Origin of the sequence: Bacillus cereus group sp. BfR-BA-01522 (assembly GCF_022662635.1) — a bacterium.
GTDB classification, from domain to species: Bacteria; Bacillota; Bacilli; order Bacillales; family Bacillaceae_G; genus Bacillus_A; species Bacillus_A cytotoxicus.
Genome location: NZ_JAKUDY010000020.1, coordinates 33496 through 54440, shown reverse-complemented (window position 1 = coordinate 54440; position 20945 = coordinate 33496). Strand labels below are relative to the sequence as shown.

The following is a 20945-nucleotide window of genomic DNA, read 5'->3' as shown; positions in this document are numbered from 1 at the left end:
ATTACAAAGTCCATCAGCCGATTTGCGAGAAATACTACAGACTGCTTGGAGATGGTTCGAAAACTGATAGACCTTGGGGTTCATATCTATTTTGAGAAGGAAAACATCAATACGGGTTCAATGGAAAGTGAATTGATGCTCTCCATTTTAAGTGGGCTTGCAGAAAGTGAGTCAATTTCCATTTCAGAAAATACTAAGTGGGCAATTCAAAGACGATTTCAAAACGGAACCTTTAAAATTTCCTACCCACCCTACGGCTATCAAAACATTGACGGTCAGATGATAGTAAACCCCAAGCAGGCTGAAGTTGTGAAGTATATTTTTGCAGAGGTATTATCGGGCAAAGGCACACAGAAAGTTGCAAATGATCTTAATCAAAAGGGTATCCCATCAAAAAGAGGTGGTCGTTGGACAGCTACTACGATTAGAGGGATTCTGACTAATGAAAAATATACTGGTGATGTTATTTTGCAAAAGACTTATACGGACAGCCATTTTAATAGGCACACCAATTATGGTGAGAAAGATATGTATCTAGTAGAAAACCATCATGAGGCAATTATCAGCCATGAAGATTTTAAAGCTGTAGATGCCGTTCTCAATCAGAGAGCAAAGGAAAAAAGCATCGAAAAGCGCAACAGCAAATATCTAAACCGATATGCTTTCTCTAGCAAAATTATCTGCTCGGAGTGTGGCAGTACTTTTAAAAGACGGGTTCATTCATCTGGTCCAAGAAAATACATTGCTTGGTGCTGCAGTAAGCATATAAGCAATATAACGGAATGTTCTATGCAGTTCATTCGAGATGAAGATATAAAGACTGCATTTGTTAAGATGATGAATAAACTCATTTACGGTCAGAAGTTCATATTAAGACCACTTTTGAATGGGTTACGTAACCAGAACAATGCAGCAAGTTTTCGCAGAATTGAAGAATTGGAAACTAAGATTGAAAGCAACATGGAGCAGAATCAGATGCTGACGGGGTTAATGGCCAAAGGGTATCTGGAACCAGCTCTGTTTAATAAAGAGAAGAATTCACTGGAAGCAGAAAGAGAAAGACTTCTTGCTGAAAAGGATCTACTTACTCGTTCCGTCAATGGCAATTTTGCAAAAGTGGAGGAAGTTGATCGACTGCTCAAGTTTGCCACTAAGTCCAAAATGCTTACAGCCTATGAGGAAGAGGTGTTTGAAAATTACGTAGAGAAGATTATTGTTTTTTCACGAGAGGAAGTCGGATTTGAATTAAAATGTGGAATCACATTGAAGGAAAGGTTGGTGAATTAGATGGGTCACACACCCTATGGATATAGAATTGAAGATGGAAAAGCTGTTGTGGATGAAATAGCATCGGAGCAAGTAAAAGAACTATTCTCAGGATATTTGGCAGGACTTTCTTTGAAGGATGCTGCTAAACAAGCTGGGATAGACTGCTACCATGCCACAGCAAGTAAGATGTTGCAGAACAAGCACTACCTTGGTGATGAATTCTACCCTCCGATTATTGATGAGGAGACCTTTGAAAAAGCCAGAGTAGAAAAACGAAAACGAGCAGAAAGGCTAGGAAGGATATGGGAGCTTAAAGATGAGCCGAAAAGGGATTATCCTGTGAAGTTCAAAGCAAAACCTCTGGTGCAAAAATATGAAGATCCATACAAGCAGGCGGAATATGCCTACAGTTTGATAGAAAGTGAGGTATGACAAGTGGTGGTAAGTAGGAATGTAACGGTGATTCCTGCCATTAAACGGATTGGAAATAATAAAAGTAGTGAAAGTAAACCTAAAATAAGAGTCGCTGCTTACTGCCGTGTTTCAACGGATAGTGAAGAGCAGGCTTCAAGCTATGACATTCAGATTGAGCATTATACAAACTATATTAAGAAGAACAAGGAATGGGAATTGGCAGGGATTTTTGCGGATGACGGTATCACAGGCACAAATACCAAAAAGCGCGATGAATTCAATCGCATGATTGAAGAGTGCATGGCTGGAAAAATAGACATGATCATCACAAAGTCCATTAGCCGATTTGCAAGAAACACGTTAGACTGCCTTAAATACATCCGTCAGTTAAAGGATAAAAACATCGCTGTATTCTTTGAAAAAGAGAATATCAACACTATGGATTCTAAGGGTGAAGTATTGCTGACCATCATGGCATCCCTTGCCCAACAGGAAAGTCAATCCTTAAGTCAGAACGTTAAGCTGGGAATTCAGTATCGATATCAGCAAGGCGAAGTCCAGGTCAACCATAAGCGTTTCCTTGGATACACCAAGGATGAAAACAAGCAACTGGTGATTGACCCAGAGGGTGCTGAGGTTGTTAAACGGATTTACAGAGAGTACCTTGAAGGTGCTAGTCTTTTACAGATAGCAAGAGGACTAGAAGCTGACGGTATCCTTACAGCGGCAGGCAAAGCCAAATGGAGACCGGAAACACTGAAAAAGATATTGCAGAATGAAAAGTACATCGGTGATGCCCTTCTACAAAAAACATATACGGTTGATTTCCTTTCTAAAAAGCGAGTCAAGAATAACGGCATCGTTCCCCAATATTATGTAGAAAATAGCCACGAGCCTATCATTCCACGAGACCTTTTTATGCAAGTTCAAGAAGAGATGGTTCGAAGAGCAAATCTTCGCAGCGGCAAGGGTGGTAAAAAGAGGGTCTATAGTAGTAAGTATGCTTTATCGAGTATTGTTTACTGCGGACAGTGCGGTGATATTTACCGACGGGTACATTGGAATAACCGAGGTTACAAATCTATTGTTTGGAGATGCGTCAGCCGTTTGGAGGAAAAAGGGTCTGAATGTACGGCCCCTACCATAAACGAGGAAATATTACAGACAGCAGTGGTCAAGGCTATTAACGAACTTTTGGCTAACAAAGAACCCTTCCTCCAGTCACTACAGAAAAACATAGCTACTGTATTTAATGAAGAAAACGATAATGCCACCGATGACATTGATAGTAAATTGGAAGAATTACAACAACAGCTTCTTATTCAAGCAAAATCCAAGAATGACTATGAAGATGTGGCTGATGAAATTTACCGCCTTCGAGAATTGAAGCAAAATGCACTTGTTGAAATTGCAGAGCGAGAAGGGAAAAGGCAACGAATCACAGAAATGACTAATTTCTTGAATGAACAATCCTGCGAGTTAGAGGAGTATGATGAGCAATTAGTAAGACGGCTTATTGAAAAGGTAACGATATTTGATGAAAAGCTCGCCGTTGAATTCAAGTCTGGTGTTGAAATAGATGTAGAAATATAAAATAAATTTGACCGCCGATTCAGGAGAAGTAACTTCTAATCGGCGGTTTTTCTTTAATAACACTTAATATTTACAAAGTTATGAAGGTAAGAACTTATATTATTGACCATTTTTTCTTCGAACAGTTATTGATTCTCCAGCGACGCCCCAATTATCAGTATCTACCTCATCAATAACGACAACAGTTGTGTTCGGGTTTTTACCTAATATATCAACTAGTAATTGTGTTGCTCCCTTTATTAGCTCAGCTTTTTTCTCAGGTGTAACATTTTCATTTGTAATTTTAATATTTACATATGGCATTAAAATTCCCTCTTTTCATTTGATTTTAGAAGCGATGTTTCTAAGTTTGGTATTCGATCAAATCGAATACCGCTTACAAGCAACATAGAACCTATGAATACTACACTAGCTGCTCCAATCAAAGCTAAATTAAAACTTTGCGTATATGATAATAGAATTCCAGCAATTGTTGGTCCAATCATTTGACCAGCAGCATAAATGGCCGTTAGATAGCCAATAATTCGACTGCTATTTGATGGACTCATTTGGCGTGCCAATGTTGTGGCGAGTGTAGTGATACCCATAAAAGTTGCTCCAAATAATAATGCACTTATCAGTAAACTAGATTGGCTCAACCAGAAGGCAGGTAGTGCAATACCAATGGATTGTAAGATCATCGAAAATACTAATGATTTTACATAGCCCCATTTTTTTGCGAGGGTTGACCAGATGATACATGATGGAATTGCACCTAATCCAACAACCATCCAAACAATGGCAGAGTCAATGCTAAAGATTGGGGTCTTTTCAGCAATTGACACTATAAATGTCCCTGTTACAATATACCCTAATCCTTCTAGTCCATAGGCAATAATTAACCAAGTAAGCCATTTGAGAGGTGGTGCTTGTGTAATAACTATTTGTACATCCTTTTTTACATTCGAGTTTGGGGAATCTTTGAGCCAAAACCACACGAAGATAGTAAGGATACTGCTTACAATGGCTAATCCAACCCATACACCTTCCCACATATATAAATCGTTAAAACTTGGAATAAACAGGGTCGAAAAAAATATTCCAAAACCTACCCCTGAATAAAAATAGCCTGACCAATTTGTTTTACCAGCAGAAGCCAGTTTATCTAAGACAATACTAGAGGCTAAAACAAAAATGAATGCACTTGCCACTCCGGAAATAAAGCGAATGATTAACATCAGTATATAGGCTTGAGTAAGCCCCATCATACATGTGGTAATAATACTTGCCACAAGACTGACTCTTAAATAAAACGTTTTATGCTTTTTCAAAGGGAGAACTCCTGTTAAAATTGCTCCAACGAAATATCCAGCGTAATTACTGGAAGCAAGGTAACCTGCAACTGAATCAGTAAAGGTAAGAGCTTCTTGCATGAGCGGTAAGATTGGAGTATAGGCAAATCTTCCAATTCCCATTGCAATCATTAATGAAAAAATTCCCCCAATCAAAAATGAAAAAGGATTATTGTTCAACCTTTCACCTCCAATTAAAAATATTCTTGCATTTTTATCTTATCTGCTTTTTGATATATGGTATAATACTAAAAAGCGATGTATGGGCATCATTTTTTTATATATCAAAAAAGAGAAGGTGGTAACTATGGATTTGCAAGCATTGAGATTTTTTCAAGCAGTCGCAAAGTTAGGAAGTATTTCAAAGGCAGCTAGAGAAATGAACTACGCACAATCCAATCTCACAGCAAGAATTCAACAATTGGAATCGGATCTGCAAACCCAGTTATTTTACCGGCATAATCGAGGTACTACTTTAACAGATAAAGGTAAAGTATTACTTTCATATACAGATGAAATATTTCAACTTTTAGACGAGGTTCAAAACGTGATGAGTGATAATCAAACACCACAAGGCCCTTTATTGATAGGTTCGATGGAAACAACTGTTGCAGTTCGTTTACCTAAATTACTTTCAAAATTCCATCATGAATACCCTGCTGTTGACCTTACCTTAAAAACAGGGCCAACTGAACAAAATGTTCAAGGTGTTCTACAGTATGAATTAGATGGAGCATTTGTTGCCGGTCCTATTGAGCACCCTGACCTCATTTATAAAACGGTTATAGAAGAAGAGTTAGTGCTTGTAACGGACACGTTACATCATTCTTTATCTTCCATAAAAGAAATACAGAATCGAACGATATTGGTTTTTCGTAATGGATGTTCGTATCGGGCAAGGTTTGAAGAATGGTTACATCATGAAGGAGTGATTCCAGAAAAGATAATGGAGTTTGGAACACTTGATGGAATTATTGGCTGTGTCTCTGCGGGACTGGGTATAAGTTTACTCCCTCGAAGTGTGGTTGACAAACATATGAAAGACGATCAACTTATCCAACATACCATTCCAAATAGATTCGGGAAAATCAAAACCATTTTCGTCTATCGTAAAGATAAATATATTTCATCATCTTTGAGGGTTTTTACAGAAATGTTAAGCAATGAAAATACAACGATAAATAATTCAACATTAGTTTAGAAAGTATTTATTTGAAAATATTGTGAAGAAATACACTTAAAGTAAACGGTGCAATTCTTAAGCAACAAGACGTATGCTTTTTCTTTTGGTTAGGCTGTTTTCGTAAAACAACAATCTTTGAGAAAACAGCCTTTGGTTAAGACACTTATCCTGAATAGTGTTTTCGAGCGACGTATGTAAGAGGAAATTATTTATTCTATTTCTCAAAGGAAAATCGGTTATAATGTATCTAACCTTATCATTTAGATTTTAAGGTTAAAGGGTATAGAGATAGGAGTTTTCATATGACAGAAACAAATAGATTCCCACTTATTTCTGGTAATCCTTCAATTGACATAGTAAACACTGAAGTAGTAAGACGTGGTGAACGTCATGATTTATTAGTTTCTGAAGAAGATATGTTTGAGTGGTTTCAAGTAATGAAAGAATTTTTATTTATTGATGAACAACTTCTTTTTTCCATAAAACTTAGGGTGCAAGAAGTCTTATCAGGTATTTTGAAAATGCGTACTGTATTACGAAATGAATTTGAAGCAATAGCTAATGGGCAACCAGTTCAAAAAGGATTTATTACTTTTTTGGAAGAGAAAATTGAAAAGGCCCCATTTACTTTTAAATTGATTGATCAAATAATGATACCTAGACCTGTTGGCGAAGTAGAAGATATTGTTCTTTCTTATATTGCTTTTGATGCATTGAATTTAATTGGAAATAAAAATTTAGCATTTCTAAAACATTGTGCTAATCCAGATTGTGTTCTACTGTTCATCGACGAAACTGGTCGACGTAAATGGTGTTCAATGAAGATTTGTGGGAACAGAAAAAAAGTGGAACGATTTCAACGCCGAAAAAATGAAAATAGATGAAGAGCCAACTTTCGATGGTTGGTCTTTTTTTTGCAATAATCATCTAACCCCTAAAATAGATATTGACAGGTTAGTTTGTTCTCTATAAAATAGAATCAAATTAACGAGGAGTGATGGACATGGAAAGAGTAAAAGTACAAGAAACATCAAAGGTGTTACATGTTCCCTATTTTTCTAAAATGGTGGGCAGAGGGAAGAGTCCGTTGAAAGTAAATGGGAAGGATATAATAACAGGATTGGTTGGCGGATTTATAACTATTTTTACTCTGGCAATAATGACAAATTTGACATCAGCCGAATGGTTAATGGCTCCATTTGGTGCAAGTTGTGTGTTGGCATTTGGCATTTGGAATGCACCTCTATCACAACCAAGAAATATTATTGGCGGTCATCTTGTTTCTAGTTTTGTGGGTTTAGTGATTTATCATTTATTTGGCAATGATCCTTGGGCGATTGGTTTAGCTGTTGGATTAGCAATAGCGATGATGATGATGACAAAAACTACCCATCCACCTGCAGGGGCAGATCCGATTGTTGTTATGTTAGGGGAATACAGTTGGAGTTATTTATTAATGCCTGTATTAATCGGATCACTAATTGTTGTTTTCTTTGCATTGATTCTTAATAATTTACGAAGTAGTAGGCAATACCCAACGTTTTGGATATGATTACAGAAAAAACTTATTGCTTTTAAGATGGATATCAATTAGTTATTCAATTGAAGGGTGCGAAAATCCAACAATTTAGACTGTTAATTATAGGAGTTCATTTTTCTTGCTTCTAATCAATAATAAGAAGTGTTCTTGTAATGATATTTAATTTATTTAAGTAATAAGTTAGAATTAATGAAAAAAATGGAGATGTATATATGGCTACTTTTCAGGATTTTATGAAATTAGATATTAGAGTTGGAGAAATAATTCAAGTGGAGTTTTTTGAAAAAGCAAAAAAGCCTGCCTATAAACTTTGGATTGATTTTGGTGATGAAATTGGTGTAAAGAAATCAAGTGCCCAAATTACTGAATGTTATAAAATAGAGGAACTTATCGGTAAGCAAGTTTTAGGTGTGGTAAACTTTCCACCGAGACAAATTGCAGATTTTATGTCAGAGGTATTAGTGCTAGGAACATATTCTACTCAGGGGGTAGTATTGATTCAGCCAGAGCAACGCGTTAAAAACGGTGACAAATTGGGCTAATACTTAAATTATGAAAATGTTAAGAGTGGCTTCTAAGTAACAAAACTGTAAGTAATTTGGGGAGGTGTTTTATTTGGAAATTAGAAAAGCTACAATTGATGATATTAAAGATATTAGTCGTATTCATGCTTTAAGCTGGAAGTCGGCCTATAAAGGAATTATTCCACAAACTTACTTAGATGAGCTTAAAGAAGATTTCTGGGTATCTGCTTTTGAAACCTGGTTAAATGATAAAGTTTTAACTGCTCAGGTTATGATGGAGAACGGTAGCATAATTGGTTGTGTTGCTTATGGAAAAGCCCGGGATAAATCACTGTTTAGTTGGGGTGAAATTGTCTCCATTTATCTGTTACCCGAGTATTTTGGCAAAGGATATGGTAATAAGCTATTAGAAAGTGCTCTACTGGATTTAAAACAATCCGGCTTTCAAAACAATTACTTATGGGTGCTAAAACAAAACCAACGTGCAAGATATTTTTACGAAAAGAATAAGTGGCGATTCAATGAAGATGATGAATGCATTTGTGAAATTGCAGGAAAACAACTTACTGAAATACGTTATATTTATTCTTTTGACAACTCTACTCAATCATGATTATAGAATTAGATACGCTATACTTTATTGTGAAGTGTAATGGATATGTTCCCGTCTACCGATAGCCCCAAAAACGCAGTAGATATGTTTCCGAGAACGGGCAGGTTCGAATGACATTCATTCTGTCCTCTCAAGCCACGTCGAGACAATAGTGTTGCTACAACGACGCTAAGGCTAGAAATCCTTAATTTTAGGCAGTTTTACAAGCATATCGTCTTCACTGGTGAGGGGGATAAAATACGAAATAAGGAGATTCGAGACTACATCAATGTGTCGGTAGTCATAGACCTAGTAAGTGGGAACAAAACAAATGAAAACTAAATATTAGAGTAGATAGTATCTATTTACTCGCTGGAATAAGGCGTTTCTGTAAAAGGAAGCGTCTTTTTTTGTACCCAAAATTAAAAGAGAAAAACAATGAAAGGAAATGAGTATGAAAACAAAATCAAGAGTACCACAAAAAGTATTAAGTTTCGTCATGGTCTTAGTGATCCTATGCGGAACATTATTCTCAAATGCATTACCTGTTCAAGCCAGTTCTATGGCTTTAGATGAACAGACAGGCTACTCCTATACTAGTGTTAGCCCTAACACTGGTTATACAATTACCCATAACGTATATGTACTAAAAATGGACGGCAAAAAAGTATTCTGTATTGAATCAGGTGTGCCTGCCAATAGTGGCGAGGGATTCGTTCCAGAAGCCTATGTCAGTGCAAAAAAAGATTTATTATCTAAGATTGCCTACTACGGTTATACTGCTACTGGTAAAACCCACTATGATTACGCTGTAACCCAAGTCATGATATGGGAACAATTAGGCGACCAATACCAATCATCTACGATTCCTAATTACCATCAGCGAAAAGCTGAAATTATGGCATTGGTAAATAAACATGATACCTTACCATCATTTAACGGTCAGTCTGTAGCGGTAACAGTTGGGGATAGTATCACATTGACAGATTCAAATGGTGTCCTACGTGACATGACTATGGAATCCAACAATACCAATGCTTCTGCTACACATAACGGAAATTCACTAAAGATTACATCAAGTGCCAATTCCAATGACGGTGCAATCACATTCCGTAAAGTACCTCAAAATGAAGTCGGTACTTCGATTGTTTACAAGAAATCTCGTGAACAGTCGATGGTTGAGTTCCATTTGGAAAGCTCAAAACAAGCTACGGTCAACGTTGACGTTATCAAGCTGGGAAATATCCAAGCTATAAAGATTGATGAAGAAACTGGCAAGCCTTTACCTAGTGCCAAATTGAAGTTTGAATATAACGGCACGTCTAAAGAGATAGTAACAGATTCAAATGGGTTGGCAACTATCAATGATATTCCAGAGGGAACGACTATTACTGTAACCGAAGTGACTGCTCCGAACTGCTATTTCAACAAAGGCGAAATCAAGAAAGTTGTTATCAAACCAAATACTACCGTGTATGTAACGCTAAACAACAAGGAACAGCTTGGACAGGTGTTATTGACTAAGACTGGTAAAGAGTTTGGTTCTACCATGTTAAACAAATATTACTCTTTACAGGGTGCGGTTTATGACATCTATAAAGAAGATGGCACAAAAGTAACCTCTATGACAACTGATGTATATGGAAAAGCGACTTCTTCTCCATTGAAATTAGGCAAATACTATGCTTTGGAATTCAAAGCTCCTAGCGGTTATCTGCTAAACAAGAATAAGATTCCATTTGAATTGAAGTATGCTGTTCAAACCGTGGAAATCACGTCTGCCACTATTGCACAAGAAGAACAGGAACAAAAAGGAAATTCCACTTTAATCAAAGAGGATTCCAAAGCAGGTTCAAAGCCACAGGGCGGTGCGAAGTTAGATGGTGCGGTTTATGAATTACGCCGTGTTTCTGATGATAAAGTGATGAAAGAAGTCACTATCAAAGACGGAAAAGCTACCGTACAAGGTCTTTACCTTGACGATTACTACTGGATAGAAACCAAAGTAACTCAGTTCTCACAATTTGAATTAGTTTTAGAGAAAGATGAAAATTGGAAGATTCTAAAATAATAATTATAAGTTTTAAATTGGTGATTATTTTATTAAGCTAACAACGATAGTCTACGCTACTCTTGACAATTCAAAGAGCAACACCTATAATTTGAATGAACAGAAAATATTATTCATTCATATCGGGAGGTGGTATTGTCTTGAAAAATAAGAAGGAACAAATAGATAAAGCTGCTTATGAGATTTTTCAAAAAAATGGATACAAGAAAACAAATATAAGTGAAGTTGCTCAACATGCTGGTATTGCAGTTGGTTCTTTTTATAAGTATTATCAATCAAAAGAAGAACTTTTTTTACAAATCTATATAATTGAAAATGAAAAAATTAGAAATCAACTAATCGAAACAGTTAATTGGAATGATGAACCTACAAATATAGTCGATAAAATATTTGATTATTCTATAGAGATAATCTTATCAAATAAAATTCTTGCAGAATGGAATAATCCAGATATCTCAAATACATTACATAATTACTATTCATCAAAAAAGGGGAAACTTGACAATACTTTTCATCAATTTTTACTTAAAACAATAAAAGAACGATTGAAAGATGACTATGACACCCAAACAATAGATAATATGTTAAACGTTTATGAATTGATATATTTTATTGATTGTAATATCACTAATAATGACTTCGTAAATTACGCAGAATCTTTAAAGATAATGGTAAGGTACTTCATAAAAGGTTTATTACAATAAAAATGGGAAAGTATATTTGCTTCCCTAATTTTTTTTACCAAAAGTGAATGAATACTTTGTTTTGTTCATTCACTTGCGAAATAGAAAAATGCAAATTATTAATAATTAAGGAGAATATTTATGAAAAAAATCAAAGTATGTAAAAGATGTTCTAATTTAGATGTAGATAAAATTAAAATTTATGGGAAAGAACTAAATTATAAAGTTAAAGTAGGTTGTATAGGAAAATGCTCCAGAAGCTGTCCTGAACTGACTGATAAATTTGTGGGACGCTTAGATAAACAATTTATTATTTGTGATTCACAAGAAGAATTTTTAAAACAAATGTATGAATTGAAATGAAAAGTGTAAATTTTAAAAGACCAACAATTAGGTTAAAAAGGAGATATATGAAAAATAAATGGATAATAAATTCCTTAACACTAATTCGTATTCCTATTTCTATAATTTTGTGTAGTGTTTTATTACACGATAAGTATTCTATTAGGAAAATCATCTTGATGTTTACCATAATTGCATTTTCGGATTATTTTGATGGAAAGCTAGCAAGAAAATATAATTTGGAAACAAGCTATGGGGCCAAATTAGATGTCATGTGCGACTTTTTCTTTATGATAACCTCTTATTCTACTTTGATATTTTTAAAAGTATTTTCTTTATGGTCAATATTTTTAATTACTTCAAAATTTATTGAGTTTTTAATCACCTCTTATGTAATAAGCATACAAAGTCAAGCGACTGCTGTATTCAGCTTTGATAAACTAGGCAAGTTAGTCGCTGTAATATTCTATATACTTCCTATCATAGGCGTGATAGTTCATAGAATATTTCCCACAAATTATTCTGATATATTGAATCTTACTTTATCGATAGTTGCCATTTTATCAATTACTTCTACTGCAATTAGAATAACAAAGGCTGTAGATGTTAAAAATCTAAGAAAAGTTAAACAAGCTAAAAGCTTTAACAAAAAACATATAAATTCGAGGTAATGTAATGGAAAAATCACAATGGATTTTCTGTCCACTTTGTCACAATAAAACTCGTATTAAAATACGGGAAAACACAATGATTAGATACCTCCCCTTATACTGCCCGAAATGTAAGCAAGAAAGCTTAATCAATATAGAAAAATTTAATATGTCAATCATAAAAGAGCCAGACGCCAAGAAGCAGAGCCGATAACTTTGAAGTTAAAACATACTCCAAGTTGTCGGCTTTTTTGATTGGACAAAATAGTATAAATTTCTCTTATGTGTAGTGGCTGTTGGAGGGCTACTATGCAAGTGGAATTTAAAGATAAAAGATATACAACTGAATATAAGAAAAAAGTACACATTTTTACCACAAGGTTTAAGTGTGTACTTTTTTGAAATTTTTTGGATTTTTCGATTATTCCCCCTTCCCATCAGTGACAGGAGTGAGCAAAGGATAGCTCGCCTTTGCAAAGCGGAAAGGGGGTGAATCTTATGGCGAATACTTCTGATTATGAAAAGACTATCGAACATCAATTTGATAGCTTCTGTAAAACAGTCCTGCGGAATCAAGCAAGAACCATTTATGAAGATAATCGACGCTGGCAAAACCGTTTCGTTTCTTTAGAAGCACTGACACCAGACGATTTAGCGAAGTTGTGTAGCTTCGATAACTACGAAGCCGAATGTATCTTCTTTACAGCGTTTGATTACGAGATACCGATTGAAAATATTCTGATTGCACAGGCAATTGAATCACTTTCAAAAAGACGGCAAGACATTATCCTGCTTTCGTACTTTCTAGATATGAAAGAAATGGACATTGATTCAATGATGAATCTTGCTCAAAGTACCGTGCATTATCACAAAGAAAATGCTCTGGACGAATTACGGAAATTTATGGAGGAACACACAAATGAAGAATAAGCAGAACGTATTACCATTCCCAATCATTGTGTTGGCGGTTCAGGGTGATGTTATGGCTATGAACCAGATTTTAAAGCACTTTGAACATTACATGATTAAGCTCTCGCAGAAAACGTTGTTTGATGAATTTGGCAATCCCTACATTCATGTAGAGCCAGAAATCAAATGAGTATTAGAAACAAAGCTGATTATGGCGATTCTCAATTTTGAGCTGATCTAATAATTATCCCCGACCCATGTATCGAGAAAATGCGTTGGTGCATGGGGAACTCTTGAAAATTATTTCTCTATCAAGTTCACCAAGCCATTGTGATCCTTGATAGGCAAATAAACGCCGATTCGTTCTTTGACAACTGAATAGCATAGCCAGACACATTCAATCTGTAATAAGCTGTGTAAGCAAATACGCCATGACTTCATTTGAACGAGCGATACCTATTTGACCTACAATCTTCAATCTTGGAAATTGAAGTAGCCATGATTTATAGATTGCCATAATGATACTCCTACCTTGAACGCTTCACCGCATTGGGTAGCTACTCCGAGTTTGAGCAGAGGTGAAATTCCTGTGGGTTTTCCTAGACCATCTGGCTGTGTATGAAGACTACCGAAATGAAAGGAGCTGATTTATGAAAATGCAGTTGTTAGAATATAGTATGCAATTAGCTATGTTAAAACAGCTTTACAATAAAGGTTTAATAAGCGATAAGGAATATCAGAAGATGGAACAGCGACTAAAAAAGGACTATGGGATTGTTGCAAATATTACTGCTTTAATTGGATCTTTATTCGCATTATGATTAACACTATAAAAGGAATACAAAAGAGAGGTGATGGTATATGACAGAAATAGAAATTATTAAAGCGAATCGTACAATAACAGACAGAAACAAAACCCATAGTCTTCAATCATTAAGAGTAGGAGCGTATTGTCGTGTTAGTACCGATTCCGAAGACCAGCTAAACAGTTATAAGTCACAAGTTACCTATTATATAAATCTAATCAAGAAGAATAAGGATTGGGTATTTGCTGATATTTATGCTGATGAGGCTATCACAGGAACACAAGTTGATAAGCGGACAGATTTTCAACGGCTAATTAACGATTGTATGAATGGCGAACTGGATATGGTGATAACCAAGTCTATTTCAAGGTTTGCTAGGAATACGCTTGATACTTTGAAATACGTTCGTATGCTGAAAGAAAAGAATATTGCGGTTTATTTTGAAGATGAAAAAATCAATACCTTAACTATGGACGGTGAATTGTTACTTGTAGTTCTAAGTTCAGTGGCACAACAAGAAGTAGAAAATATATCTGCCAATGTTAAAAAGGGTTTAAAAATGAAGATGAGCCGTGGAGAGCTGGTTGGGTTTCAAGGTTGCCTTGGATATGATTATCACCCAGAGGATAAAAGTATCTCTGTCAATGAAGAAGCTGTAATCGTAAAATATATTTTCAATAGATATATTGAGGGAGCAGGCGGAAGTGTCATTGGTAGAGAGCTTGAAAATCTTGGATATAAGACAAAGCGTGGTAGTAGTAGATGGGCTGAATTTAGAAAGACGTTGCAAAACAACCAAGTTCTTGATGAATTTGACCGCTATGTTTTTGAAAGTATTGTAGAAAAAGTAATTGTGGGTGGTGTCGAAGAAGACGGTACGATTGACCCCCACAAGCTCGTATTCATTTATAAGACAGGGTTGACAGACAGCCAAGATGGCGGTAAGTTTAAACCCAAAAGAAAGAATACGAAGAAGTCAAAAGACGTAGACATTACGAATCCAGATTTGTGTTCACAAGCAAGTGACGAGGATAGTAAAATGTGTTCACTTGCTAGTGACCACACATGTGGAGAATGTGGTTAGGCTTGTTAGAAAATAAGGAGAATAAAATGAACAACTACAAACTCACAATTCAATATGACGGCGGACGCTTTAAAGGCTGGCAGCGTCTTGGTAATAACGATAATACAATCCAGGGAAAAATTGAAAGTGTACTGTCAGAAATGATTGGACAAGAAATTGAAATTATCGGCTGTAGCAGAACAGATGCTGGGGTACACGCTCTAAACCAAGTAGCGAACTTTAAGGTCGATGAAAAATTAGTGGAAACGAAAGTGAAAAAATATTTAAATCAATACTTACCAAACGATATTAGCATCACGGAGGTGGAGCAGGTTCCTGAACGTTTTCACGCTCGCTACAACTCAAAGACAAAAACATATTTATATAAAATTTGGAATGAGGAACATACGAATCCATTTATGCGTAAATACAGTATGCATGTTCCTAAAAAGTTAAATGTTGAAAACATGAAACAAGCAGCTCACTATTTCATTGGTTCACATGATTTTACTGCTTTTTCAAATGCGAAATCAAAAAAGAAATCAATGGTTCGGGAAATATACGTGCTCGATGTTTTTGAAAGCGAAGGGTTTATTCAAATTCGAGTGAGCGGAAATGGTTTTCTTCACAATATGGTAAGAAAAATTGTTGGAGCATTAATTGAAGTCGGATTAGGACAGCTTGATGCTGAAGCAATTCCGCAAATTTTAGAAGCAAAACAAAGGAATCAGATTAATTGCCTTGCGGATGCGAATGGATTGTATTTAGAAAAGGTTGATTTTTAAATGGTGAAAGAGACTGTAAAATTGTAAACAGTCTCTTTTTTTGCAGGCTTGTTTATAGAGGTAAGGTGACGAATTTTGTTGTCTGGTCGATATAGCATGGAAAAACTGTCTCCAAACTGTCATGTTTTATGATAGTTTGGCACAGGTTCCATTATATTCTCTACAGCTCTTTCCGCAAATGAGCTAGCTTTTCTTTGACTAATTCAACTGCGATTGCATCATCTAAATAACCAATAGGAAATATATAATCTGGGATAATGTCTGTTGATAAAACAAAATACAATAAAGCGCTTCCGATTACAGCACGTTCTGTTTCAGAAATCGTATCTTTGCAAAATTGTTGATACATTTCTGTTAGTTGCTCAATAAAGGGACCTGTGCTATCAATTTGCTTTAATTTTGTTGAGAAGCTTTCATGAATACGCATTTGTCCTTCTGTCGTTTGCGCATACCGTTCATAGTTTTCCAATTCTTGTTTGACGCGTATTGTTGTGTAATCATAATCAAAAAGGTTCGATGACTGTAGGGTATCTTGAATCGTATCAATGGAGTTATACATATCGATTTTTTCTTTTTTGATAGGGGAAGAAGCTGAATGCAGGGCACCATATAACAGTTGTGGTGGGACTTTTAAACATTCAGCGAACTTTTGTAAGTGTTTTTGCTTTGCTTGTTGTTTACCACTTATAATTCGTGAAATCGTTGATGGATCAATATTTGTGAGTGTTCCTAATTGACGCATAGATAGATTACGTTCTTTTAATAATTTTCTTAGTAATGCGCCAAGCTTATCATTCGGATTTTCCGTAGACATAGTTTAGCACTCCTTCTTGTTTCGAAAGTGTTGAACAAATGTTGAGTTTTTATTATCAGTATATGAACCTGACAGGCACAATTGCTCAATATTTGCATAATATGCATGGAAAATAGCAATGAAGGAGTGAATGTTGATGAGTTCGGCAGGATTATTTTCTATTTTATTAATAGGGATTGCTTCTAATTTAGATAATGCGGGTGTAGGAATTGCATACGGGATTCGTAATATTCGTATTTCTTGGTTTAACAACTTCATTATCGCTTTTTTCGGATTTCTTTTTACTTTGTTAGCTGGTTTATTTGGAAATTGGATTTCATTATTTATTTCAGATTTTATGGCAAATTTAATTGGAGCGCTTGTTCTTGGAAGCATTGGAATCTTTGTTTTATGCCAGCCCTTATTAAATAAATCAGCAGAAGGATTAGAGAAAGAGAGGAGTATGATAGGCATATTACGTAATCCAGAGAATGCTGATTTTGATGGCTCAAAAACGATTTGTTTTTCTGAAGCACTTGTGTTAGGTGTTGCATTGTCAATTAATAATATTGCCGGAGGATTTGATGCGGGAGTAACTAATTTAAATCTTTGGTGGACGGCTATTATTTCAGGAGCATTTAGTTTTATTTGTATTAGCGCTTTTTCTTATATCGGAAAAAGATTTTTTGCAGAATACTTAGGAAAATGGGCGACAATCATTGCTGGGATTTTATTGATTTTAATCGGAATTGATCAATTAATGTAAACAGGATACAGAAAAATAAAATTCGAGTATTTCCGTGGGAATACACCAAAGTACTGCATATATCGACACCTTTTTCTTCATACTAATATTGATTTCATAACTAGAAAGGGGGATGGATATGGGACGTGGCAAAGCATTTGACCATAAGAAAAAAGGGCATGATCATCAGCCGCCTAAAGGAGCATTCATTCATAAGGATGTAAATGAGCATACGTTAGAAGAGGAAGAATTACCTGTTAATATTGAAACGTATAAAAATAGTTTAAAGAAACATTAAAGCACCTATATAGGTGCTTTTTTAGCGGATATCTTCGATTAATTGTTGGGATTCTTCATACATTTCGTATTCACTAAGAACTTGAATACAGCGCCATTTCAACTCTTCAACACTTTGTTCAAGCTCTTCTGGAAGGACATGAAGAATGTCCTCAAGGCTCATTCCGAAATGAATGAGTTCTAATACTTGATCATCAATATTACGATCCATTAATAACTCGAGGACGTCTAAATTAAATATGTATCGATGTGCTTCATCTAGGGAAACAACTTTTAGCTTTAAGCTTTCTACAATACTAAGTATAAAGAGAAGGATTGTTTTTTCCAAAACAGGCTGCTTAGCCATTTGGAATATCAATTTCATTTTTACACCTCCACCAAGTATAGCACTAGGTTGTACTATATTATTCAGAAGTGAGTGAAATATGCATAATAAAAAGAGGTTACCTTATTTTACTAGAAATAAGGTACCTCTTTTGAACATTGTCATTAAAAAATACTCCAGCCTTCTTGAGCTGATAGCAGTTCTAATATTTTAAATCCAGCGATGCTATTTCCGTTTTCATCTAATGCTGGCCCGAAAATGCCAATGCCCATTTCTCCTTTGACACAGCCGAAAATGCCACCAGCAACACCGCTTTTTGCGGGGATTCCAACACGGATGGCAAACTCTCCAGATTCATTATACATACCGCAAGTTACCATAAATGTTTTACAAATTTTCGTAATATGTTTTGGGATAATTTGTTTTTGTTTATAGGGATCATAGCCATCCATTGCAAAAATTAAACCGATGCGTGCTAAATCAATACAATTCACTTCAATTGCACATTGGCGTGTATATAAATCCATTAGTTCTTCAATATCGTTATCGATAATACCATTTTGCTTCATGTAGTAACAGAGCGAACGATTTAAATAAGCCGTTTCTAGCTCGGAAGTAGCAACTTTTGCAGAATAATGAATAGTAGGATTATCCGTGATTTCACGTACGAAATTGAGAATTCGTTCTATTTTTTCTTCGTTATTCGCTCCTTTCAGCATACTTGTGATTGCTAGTGCACCTGCATTAATCATTGGATTAAGGGGTTTAGAAGGGCTTGTTGTTTCTAATTTAATAATGGAATTGAATGGATCCCCCGTTGGCTCCATTCCAACTTTAGAAAATACATATTCTTCACCGCGGTCTAACAGGGCAAGAGCAAGTGTAATTACTTTTGAAATACTTTGAAGGGTAAAAAGCATTTGGGAGCTCCCAGCATGAACATACTCGGTTTCTTTATGGTAAATTGCAATTCCTAAATCGTCTGGATTTGCATTTCCTAATTCGGGGATATAAGTAGCAAGTTTCCCTTTTTTTGTATATGGTTTGACTTGTTCTAACAACTGTTTTAAGTTGTTTGTTTCAACACACTGCATAATACCAACGCTCCTATTTTGAATGAACTAAGTTTACTATTCCCGTGTGTGGTGGGAAATAAATAATACCATGAAAAGGTGGAATGATAAAATAAAACTTTCATACAATCAGTTATCTTTTCTCTTGCTATTTATGGATTGTGCAGCTTTAAAGTAAAGAAATAAGCTAAGAATAGGGATATTTGTAAAAGTTAGGTGGTTTAACTTGCTTTTTATAGAATCATTTGGAAGATATAATATGTCCATAAAATTTTCAAAATAAAGCTACACATCTATACAACTGTATGTTATGATGGTTTCAAAAGATAAAGCGTTTTCTTAAATATGTATATAATGGTAACGATTTCAGAAATTGGATAGGGGGAATCATAATGTTACAGTTTTTACAACGTATTGGTAAAGCATTAATGCTTCCAATTGCAGTATTGCCAGCAGCAGGATTATTGCTTCGTTTAGGGCAACCAGATGTATTTGATATACCTGTTATGGCACAAGCCGGTGCAGCTATTTTTGATAACTTAGCACTTATTTTTGCAATTGGCGTTGCAATCGGTTTGTCAGTTGATGGTAGTGGTGCTGCAGGTCTTGCAGGTGCGATTGGTTATCTAGTTATGAAGAATACAACTAATACTTTAAGTGTTAGTTATTCGACAGCAGAACTAAATGATAAATTAAAAAGTGTTCAAGACTTATTGGGGTCAGTTGATCCAAGTAAGTTAGCGGATACAATGACAAAAGTTTCAAAAGCAGCAGCGTTAACACCTAAAATAAATATGGCGATCCTTGGTGGGATTATTGCCGGGATTGTTGCTGGGTTATTATATAACAAATTCCATAAGATCAAATTGCCAGAATGGTTAGGTTTCTTTGCAGGAAAACGCTTTGTTCCAATTATTACATCCGTCGTTATGCTTCTTTTAGGATTAGTATTTGGTCAAATTTGGCCAACAATTCAAAGTGGCATTGATGCAGTAGCTCATGGTATTGTCAACTTAGGTGCAATTGGATCTGGTTTATTCGGTTTATTGAACCGTTTATTGATTCCAATTGGCTTGCACCATGTAATGAACACATACTTCTGGTTTGTGCTTGGTGACTTTACAAATGCAGCAGGCGATATTGTTCATGGTGATATTGCTCGTTTCTTTGCGAAAGATCCATCAGCAGGTATGTTTATGACTGGTTTCTTCCCAGTTATGATGTTTGGTTTACCAGCAGCATGTTTCGCAATGATTGCAGCTGCGAAACCAGAAAAACGTAAAATGGTTACAGGAATGTTAGCGGGTCTTGCACTAACTTCATTTTTAACTGGTATTACAGAACCAATTGAATTCTCGTTCATGTTCTTATCTCCAGTATTATATGGTATCCATGCTGTATTAACAGGTATTTCACTATTTGTAACAACATCACTTGGCATTCATGATGGTTTTTCATTTAGTGCTGGTGCCATTGATTATTTCTTAAACTTTGGTATTGCAACAAAACCATTATTATTAGCAGGAATTGGCTTAATTTATGCAGCTATTTACTTTGTTGTATTCTACTTCTTAATTAAGAAATTTAACTTGAAAACTCCAGGGCGTGAAGATGATGAGGAATTAGCAACAGATGATGAAGCGCCAGTTGCAGGTTCGATTGGAGAAGCATATGTAACTGCACTCGGCGGAAAAGACAACTTAACAGTGATTGATAACTGTGCGACTCGTCTCCGTCTACAAGTAAAAGATGCAAACTTAGTAAATGAATCAGCGTTAAAACGTGCTGGTGCGAGAGGTGTTATGAAATTAAGTAACACAAGTGTGCAAGTTATCGTTGGAACAAACGTTGAATCAGTTGCTGAAGATATGAAAAAACACGTATAAATTGAAGAGAAAAGAGGATATCCGAAAAGATGGATAAAATTCATCTTTTAGAGGATATCCTCTTTCTTATA

26 protein-coding genes are annotated in these 20945 nt (G+C 35.4%); 21 read left to right on the top strand and 5 right to left on the bottom strand.

Annotated elements, in window-relative coordinates:
• From MR059_RS19840 to MR059_RS19830, 3 genes are all read left to right on the top strand, one after another.
• Positions 1-1287: recombinase family protein (locus tag MR059_RS19840; protein WP_242161956.1), on the top strand; the 1287-nt coding region annotated here is incomplete at its 5' end.
• Positions 1288-1701: a recombinase family protein gene (locus tag MR059_RS19835; RefSeq protein ID WP_242161955.1), complete on the top strand. Its 414-nt coding sequence runs from the start codon at positions 1288-1290 to the stop codon at positions 1699-1701.
• 27 nt (positions 1702-1728) lie between these two features.
• On the top strand, positions 1729-3276 hold the full coding sequence (locus MR059_RS19830; protein ID WP_432447150.1) for a recombinase family protein: 1548 nt from the start codon (positions 1729-1731) through the stop codon (positions 3274-3276).
• A 99-nt stretch (positions 3277-3375) separates the two neighbouring features.
• On the opposite strand, the gene MR059_RS19825 is transcribed toward MR059_RS19830, so the two are convergent.
• Together MR059_RS19825 and MR059_RS19820 are read right to left on the bottom strand one after the other, a co-directional pair.
• A complete protein-coding gene (locus tag MR059_RS19825; protein WP_035197472.1) occupies positions 3376-3579 on the bottom strand; it encodes a tautomerase family protein in 204 nt (67 codons plus the stop codon).
• Positions 3579-4787 (bottom strand): YbfB/YjiJ family MFS transporter, encoded by a 1209-nt coding sequence (locus MR059_RS19820; RefSeq protein ID WP_035197471.1) that lies wholly within the window; start codon positions 4785-4787, stop codon positions 3579-3581. The genes MR059_RS19825 and MR059_RS19820 overlap by 1 nt, the downstream gene beginning before the upstream one ends.
• 127 nt (positions 4788-4914) lie before the next feature.
• Here MR059_RS19820 and MR059_RS19815 point away from each other — a divergent pair, with 127 nt between their 5' ends.
• From MR059_RS19815 to truA, 15 genes are all read left to right on the top strand, one after another.
• On the top strand, positions 4915-5808 hold the full coding sequence (locus tag MR059_RS19815) for a LysR family transcriptional regulator (protein ID WP_242161954.1): 894 nt from the start codon (positions 4915-4917) through the stop codon (positions 5806-5808).
• A 284-nt stretch (positions 5809-6092) separates the two neighbouring features.
• Positions 6093-6674, top strand: coding sequence for a CGNR zinc finger domain-containing protein (locus MR059_RS19810; protein WP_035197469.1), 582 nt, complete (start codon positions 6093-6095; stop codon positions 6672-6674).
• Between the two features lie 113 nt (positions 6675-6787).
• Positions 6788-7342 (top strand): HPP family protein, encoded by a 555-nt coding sequence (locus tag MR059_RS19805; protein WP_035197468.1) that lies wholly within the window; start codon positions 6788-6790, stop codon positions 7340-7342.
• A gap of 200 nt (positions 7343-7542) precedes the next feature.
• Positions 7543-7872, top strand: coding sequence for a tRNA-binding protein (locus MR059_RS19800; RefSeq protein WP_035197467.1), 330 nt, complete (start codon positions 7543-7545; stop codon positions 7870-7872).
• 73 nt (positions 7873-7945) lie between these two features.
• Positions 7946-8467, top strand: coding sequence for a GNAT family N-acetyltransferase (locus MR059_RS19795; protein WP_035197466.1), 522 nt, complete (start codon positions 7946-7948; stop codon positions 8465-8467).
• A 433-nt stretch (positions 8468-8900) separates the two neighbouring features.
• Positions 8901-10517 carry a thioester domain-containing protein gene (locus tag MR059_RS19790; protein WP_011983527.1) on the top strand — a complete coding sequence of 539 codons (1617 nt, stop codon included), beginning with the start codon at positions 8901-8903 and terminating at the stop codon, positions 10515-10517.
• 140 nt (positions 10518-10657) lie between these two features.
• Positions 10658-11221: a TetR/AcrR family transcriptional regulator gene (locus tag MR059_RS19785; protein WP_242161953.1), complete on the top strand. Its 564-nt coding sequence runs from the start codon at positions 10658-10660 to the stop codon at positions 11219-11221.
• 120 nt (positions 11222-11341) lie between these two features.
• A complete protein-coding gene (locus tag MR059_RS19780) occupies positions 11342-11563 on the top strand; it encodes a hypothetical protein (RefSeq protein ID WP_011983529.1) in 222 nt (73 codons plus the stop codon).
• 47 nt (positions 11564-11610) lie between these two features.
• A complete protein-coding gene (locus MR059_RS19775; protein WP_041809412.1) occupies positions 11611-12213 on the top strand; it encodes a CDP-alcohol phosphatidyltransferase family protein in 603 nt (200 codons plus the stop codon).
• 4 nt (positions 12214-12217) lie between these two features.
• Entirely contained in the window at positions 12218-12406 is a 189-nt protein-coding gene (locus MR059_RS19770) for a cysteine-rich KTR domain-containing protein (RefSeq protein ID WP_081428343.1), read from the top strand.
• A 284-nt stretch (positions 12407-12690) separates the two neighbouring features.
• Positions 12691-13122, top strand: coding sequence for a sigma factor-like helix-turn-helix DNA-binding protein (locus MR059_RS19765; RefSeq protein ID WP_011983531.1), 432 nt, complete (start codon positions 12691-12693; stop codon positions 13120-13122).
• On the top strand, positions 13112-13291 hold the full coding sequence (locus MR059_RS19760; RefSeq protein WP_011983532.1) for a helix-turn-helix domain-containing protein: 180 nt from the start codon (positions 13112-13114) through the stop codon (positions 13289-13291). The genes MR059_RS19765 and MR059_RS19760 overlap by 11 nt, the downstream gene beginning before the upstream one ends.
• Before the next feature lie 460 nt (positions 13292-13751).
• The gene (locus MR059_RS19755) at positions 13752-13922 is read left to right on the top strand and encodes an SHOCT domain-containing protein (RefSeq protein WP_041809414.1); all 171 of its coding nucleotides are present in this window, start codon (positions 13752-13754) and stop codon (positions 13920-13922) included.
• Between the two features lie 40 nt (positions 13923-13962).
• Complete coding sequence (locus MR059_RS19750; protein WP_210351917.1) at positions 13963-14991, top strand: recombinase family protein; 1029 nt, start codon at positions 13963-13965, stop codon at positions 14989-14991.
• A gap of 26 nt (positions 14992-15017) precedes the next feature.
• Positions 15018-15755 (top strand): tRNA pseudouridine(38-40) synthase TruA, encoded by a 738-nt coding sequence (gene truA, locus MR059_RS19745; RefSeq protein ID WP_041809417.1) that lies wholly within the window; start codon positions 15018-15020, stop codon positions 15753-15755.
• 160 nt (positions 15756-15915) lie between these two features.
• Here truA and MR059_RS19740 read toward each other — a convergent pair whose 3' ends face one another.
• Positions 15916-16569 (bottom strand): helix-turn-helix domain-containing protein, encoded by a 654-nt coding sequence (locus MR059_RS19740; protein ID WP_048724249.1) that lies wholly within the window; start codon positions 16567-16569, stop codon positions 15916-15918.
• Positions 16570-16705: 136 nt separating this feature from the next.
• Between MR059_RS19740 and MR059_RS19735 the strand changes: the two genes are divergently transcribed.
• Positions 16706-17314 (top strand): manganese efflux pump, encoded by a 609-nt coding sequence (locus tag MR059_RS19735; RefSeq protein WP_011983536.1) that lies wholly within the window; start codon positions 16706-16708, stop codon positions 17312-17314.
• A 118-nt stretch (positions 17315-17432) separates the two neighbouring features.
• Complete coding sequence (locus MR059_RS19730) at positions 17433-17591, top strand: hypothetical protein (protein WP_000532411.1); 159 nt, start codon at positions 17433-17435, stop codon at positions 17589-17591.
• 21 nt (positions 17592-17612) lie between these two features.
• Here the strand turns inward: MR059_RS19730 and MR059_RS19725 are convergent, their stop codons facing one another.
• Entirely contained in the window at positions 17613-17954 is a 342-nt protein-coding gene (locus tag MR059_RS19725) for a DUF3969 family protein (protein ID WP_011983537.1), read from the bottom strand.
• 125 nt (positions 17955-18079) lie between these two features.
• A complete protein-coding gene (gene glsA, locus MR059_RS19720; protein WP_011983538.1) occupies positions 18080-19009 on the bottom strand; it encodes a glutaminase A in 930 nt (309 codons plus the stop codon).
• Positions 19010-19380: 371 nt separating this feature from the next.
• Here glsA and nagE point away from each other — a divergent pair, with 371 nt between their 5' ends.
• Positions 19381-20874, top strand: a complete 1494-nt coding sequence (gene nagE, locus MR059_RS19715) for an N-acetylglucosamine-specific PTS transporter subunit IIBC (RefSeq protein ID WP_048724245.1) — start codon at positions 19381-19383, stop codon at positions 20872-20874.
• The last annotated feature ends 71 nt before the right edge of the window (positions 20875-20945 follow it).